Source organism: Lentzea kentuckyensis (assembly GCF_002150765.1).
In the GTDB taxonomy this organism is placed as follows: domain Bacteria; phylum Actinomycetota; class Actinomycetes; order Mycobacteriales; family Pseudonocardiaceae; genus Lentzea; species Lentzea kentuckyensis.
In genome coordinates, this window is the sequence record NZ_MUYM01000223.1 from 1 (window position 1) to 1,165 (window position 1,165).

The following is a 1,165-nucleotide window of genomic DNA, read 5'->3' on the forward strand; positions in this document are numbered from 1 at the left end:
AGGTCGAGCGGGATTTCCAGGTGTGCTGGGCGCGGGCGGCCGGAGGTCATGTGCGCGAAGGCTTGCGCGACGGCCAGCGGGATCTCGGCGACGCTGTGCACGCGGTTCGAGTAGCCGATCACGGCTTCCAGCGCGGCGCTTTGGTGGCGGACCTCGTGCAGGGTGCCGTTGCCGCGGCCGGGGTGGCGCAGCGGCATGCCCGGTGAGATGAGCAGCACCGGCACGGAGTCCGAGTACGACTGGGTGATCGCGGTCATGGCGTTGAGCACCGCCGGGCCGCTCGTGGTGAGGCAGACGCCCGGTTTGCCGGTGACGCGGGCGTAGCCGTCGGCGGCGAAACCGGCGCCCTGTTCGTGGCGCGGGGTGACGTGTTTGACGTCGTGCTCGGCCAGGGCGCGGTAGATGCCGAGGTTGTGGGTGCCGGGGATGCCGAACACCAGCTCGGTGCCGTGCGCGACGAGTGCGCGCACCAGCGCGTCACCCCCGCTGATGCGAGTCGTGCTCATGCCACTCGTTGTCCAGTCGTGTCGTTCAACGTGTCCCCTGAGGGGATGATCAGCGCGTCCACGGCCAGCACGCCGCCNNCGGCCAGGTCCGGTCTGGCCGCGAGCGTTTCGGAGACCTGCGCGATGACCTGGGCCAGCGCCGCCACGTCCACGGGTTCCGCGCCCCGCCAGCCGGACAGCAGCGGGGCGGAGACGAGGCGGGCCAGCATGTCCCTGGCCGTGGCGGGAGTCACGGGTGCGAGCTCGATCGCGACGTCCTTGAACAACTCCGCGTGGATGCCGCCCGCCCCAACGAGAACCATCGGGCCGAACGAAGGGTCCCGCTTCGCGCCGACGATCAGCTCGACGGTGTGCTCGCGCGTGTCCATCTCCTCGAGGACGTAGGTGCCGGGGCCCAGCCTGGCTTCCATCTCCTCGAACGCGGTCGCGGGGTCGGTGAGGTTGAGCCGCACGCCGCCGTGCTCGCTCTTGTGGGCGAGCCAGCCAGCTTTGAGCGCGTAGGGGCCGGTGAGCGTGGTCGCCTTCGCCTCTACGGCCGACGTGATGGCGTGCGCCCTGGGGAACTCGACGAAGCTGAGCAGTTCGCGCGCCGCGAGGTAGCCTGATCGGTACGGGTCTGCGGGCAGGCTCACGCAGGCGTCCCCTCCAGGGGGTCCCCC

2 protein-coding genes are annotated in these 1,165 nt (G+C 71.0%); both read right to left on the reverse strand.

Annotation, left to right across the window (positions count from 1 at the left end; genetic code table 11):
* Window positions 1-506, reverse strand: a 506-nt coding sequence (locus tag B0F77_RS46125; protein WP_245849544.1) for a thiamine pyrophosphate-binding protein, incomplete at its 3' end; no start/stop codon positions are given.
* Window positions 503-1,138, reverse strand: a complete 636-nt coding sequence (locus tag B0F77_RS46130) for an acetate--CoA ligase family protein (RefSeq protein WP_086669344.1) — start codon at window positions 1,136-1,138, stop codon at window positions 503-505. The genes B0F77_RS46130 and B0F77_RS46125, both read right to left, overlap by 4 nt.
* Window positions 1,139-1,165: the final 27 nt, after the last annotated feature.